Origin of the sequence: Microcystis sp. LSC13-02 (assembly GCA_002282935.1) — a bacterium.
GTDB lineage: Bacteria > Cyanobacteriota > Cyanobacteriia > Cyanobacteriales > Microcystaceae > Microcystis.
Window position 1 is genome coordinate 39,735 of the sequence record MTBT01000015.1, and the last position, 2,953, is coordinate 42,687.

Annotated in this window: 2 protein-coding genes and 1 pseudogene; 2 read left to right on the forward strand and 1 reads right to left on the reverse strand. The window is 41.5% G+C overall.

The window, feature by feature from the left end:
- Positions 1-48: 48 nt before the first annotated feature.
- A pseudogene (locus BGL89_RS01020) lies at positions 49-394 on the forward strand (M42 family peptidase); the annotation flags it as partial.
- Here the strand turns inward: BGL89_RS01020 and BGL89_RS01025 are convergent.
- Positions 391-882 (reverse strand): hypothetical protein, encoded by a 492-nt coding sequence (locus tag BGL89_RS01025; RefSeq protein ID WP_286823778.1) that lies wholly within the window; start codon positions 880-882, stop codon positions 391-393. The pseudogene BGL89_RS01020 and the gene BGL89_RS01025 sit on opposite strands and share 4 nt — an antisense overlap.
- Before the next feature lie 415 nt (positions 883-1,297).
- Here BGL89_RS01025 and BGL89_RS01030 point away from each other — a divergent pair, with 415 nt between their 5' ends.
- Positions 1,298-2,857 carry a hypothetical protein gene (locus BGL89_RS01030; RefSeq protein WP_286823779.1) on the forward strand — a complete coding sequence of 520 codons (1,560 nt, stop codon included), beginning with the start codon at positions 1,298-1,300 and terminating at the stop codon, positions 2,855-2,857.
- Positions 2,858-2,953: the final 96 nt, after the last annotated feature.

Below are 2,953 nucleotides of genomic sequence, written 5' to 3' on the forward strand. Positions count from 1 at the left end.
TTTAACCGTGGTATGCAACGGTGGTTGAAGCAGAAACTTAAATCGTGAGGTTTAGGAATCGCCGCACTTTTAGGGCGGCGAGGATGTCAAATTTCCCATCAATCCCCGCAAAAAGTGCAGCAGGAAAACACTCCCGTCACCTAGGAATCCGCATGGATAGAGACGAAATTGACTCCAGAAGAATTAGACGCTTGCGGGGTGCGCGCCGGTAGTCGAGTCGTGGTGGGAAAACACCGAAAACAACCCTTTCGACTAAAAGACTACATTGCCAGTTATAGCTAAGGCCGCTTGCTTAGGTTTTCCCACCCAAAACACCCACGGTTATGAAATCGCCCATTTAGGAGCCATAGCTAACTGCATTAGCATATTAGAAGCTTATTGTCAACTAATTTAGCTATTTTTAGCAAAAAACCAGAGCATCAATAGAACAATAGCGATCGCCAGTCCGCTAAAAACAGTATTTTTATGCTGCTCTAACTGCATGGGTGCGGGTGGTTCTTCTTTTTTCTGTTTATTTGTCCCCTTTTTAAATTGTGGTGTACTATCGGGAAGTTTCTCCAAATCGGGAATCTTCGTCATCCACTCATCTGGACGTTTGAGACGGGGAGCTTCGATAATATAAAGCAGACGCTTGGCCTGTTCGCGAATTTGATAGATAGGATGGGTAATAAGTTGCTTACAGATTTCACTAGCTTTCTCCCCCTCTCCTAACCCTTGATGGGCAGAAATTAACCAAATTTGGATCTCACCCCCTGCTCGGGATCCTAAGGAAATTAAGGCTAAAGCCGCATTTAATTGCTGTATACTAAGACGATATTGTCCACGCTCAAAGGCACTGATGCCAGCTTGATAAAGGTCTTGAAAAGAAGGATTTTCGGCCACGGAGTCAAGATCGAGATAAATAAAATTTTACATAAGTATAGCAAGAGCTAAGAAGCAAAAGGAAACTTTGATCAGTATCAGATGTGAGTTTTCAGTTCCTGATGGTTCTTCGTTACTTGGTATGGTTCGATCGGGTGGCATAAATAGACTACATCCTTATCTGGCAAGAGACTTAATTGATTAGTTCGTTATAGATGGAAAACAATTGACAAAAATCGCCAAATGTCTTTCTATATAAGGGTTTCATCTCTTATAACCCCGTCTATTGCCTAACACAAACCGAAGACCTCACTGATTACTGTTTACTGTTCACTGTTTACTGATCACTGAAAAGCTCCCCACCTCCGCCATTGAGAATGAGAATCTCGGCAAAAATCCGGTACACTTTCTGCTAAACCTGTTCAATCTGCACGAAATGAAAGAGAGGAACTCTCTGTTACTAATTATATTAGCGATCGCCACTATACTAATTAGTCTAGTTTTAGGGATTGTATTTGACAAAAAAGCAGCCTTATTAGGAATTTTGGCAGTTCCCGCCATGGTCGCTTCTTTTATCCATCCCCGTCTGGGATTATTAGCCCTAATCATCTATCTTCCCCTCAGTAGTACCGTCACTTTTGCCGTGGTGAGAGTTTTTCAGGTATTGGGCAACCTAGTGCGCTACGATCAATCCCATCTTCTCTACAAAATCGCCAAGGATGCCTTTTATTTCCCCGCTTTAGCGGCAATTTTAATTAAAACCAAAACTTTTAAGCAATTACGCCCCCAAATCAAGCCTTTTATCATCACAACTTTGATTTTACTTGCCAGCAGCCTGATAACTTTTCTTTTTGTCAATCTGCCCCAAGGATCAATTGCTGTGGGAATTGTGGGATTAAAAATCCTCCTAAGTTATATTCCCCTAGTTCTCTGTGGCTACTATCTAATCGAGCAAAAACGGGATTTATTCGTGGTTAATCGGCTTTTAATCGTGATGATCTTAGTCTGTTGCGTTTTAAATCTAATTCAATACTTCTTACTCGTCCAAGGTATCTGTCCTGATAATGAATTCCTCAATCAACTGGAAGTTCTTGTCCCGAAATCCGACACCGAATTTTATCCGAATATTACCGAAAAAGCCAGCTTGAAAGCTCAATGTTTTGTCGGGGGTTCAGTGTTGTATAATCCCGATCGAGGCTTAATTCGTCTCCCCGGCACATTTTCTGATCCTTGGCAATGGGGTTGGTTTTTAGTATCTAGTAGCGTCATCAGTTACGCGGCCAGTTTTAGTGATCCGCAAAAAAGATGGCGCGTCGCTGGTTGGGTAGCAATGGTTTTAGTCTTCCTTGCGACTCTGGTTTCTGGACAAAGAATACCTTTCTTGCTAGTACCTTTGTTTTACTTGGTTCTTTTTATTGCTACTAGCAAACATAAACAAAAGTTACCATTAAAATTGGGAATCTTGGGGCTGATTTCCCTGCTCGCGGTGACGTTAAATCCCTTTATTCAGGAAAGAGGACTAAATTTTCTCGATCGCTGGCTATATTCGTCTCCAATTGACTTTGTAGGCAATCAAATGCAGTGGATGTTCAATTATGTACAGCTTTTTGGTTTTGGTTTAGGCACAGCCAGTAGTGGCGCTCGTCATCTAGCGGGAAAAGAAGGGATAAGACTAATTGAAACCTACTACGCTAAACTCCTCTACGAAATCGGTATCGTCGGTTTTATCGCTTTTATGGCACTGGTGACAATTCTCTGTATTCTCACCTTTAAAGCCTATTTAAAGGTAAAAAATGCTGCTTTAAAGCATTGGGGTCTCTGTATCTGGATTTTCCTACTTTTTATTAGCTATAACCCCTACTATTATCCTCTCTCCGTCGATCCCGTTTCTGTTTACTATTGGTTATTCGCCGGAATATTGCTAAAACTGCCGGAAATCAGTGATAAATTGGAAGATGAGGCGAGATTTCCCGAAAAAAGTGAAGTGGAGAATTAAGAGGATTTTTATCGAAAATTTGGGTTAAAACCCCGTCGTTTTACGACGGCTTTTCTTGATCTTTAATATAGCACTTAAGAACTTCCAGGGTTGCAC

Bases quoted from the DNA above. Each gene is read 5' to 3' on its own strand.
- BGL89_RS01030 (WP_286823779.1), top strand. From the start codon at position 1,298: ATGAAAGAGAGGAACTCTCTGTTACTAATTATATTAGCGATCGCCACT.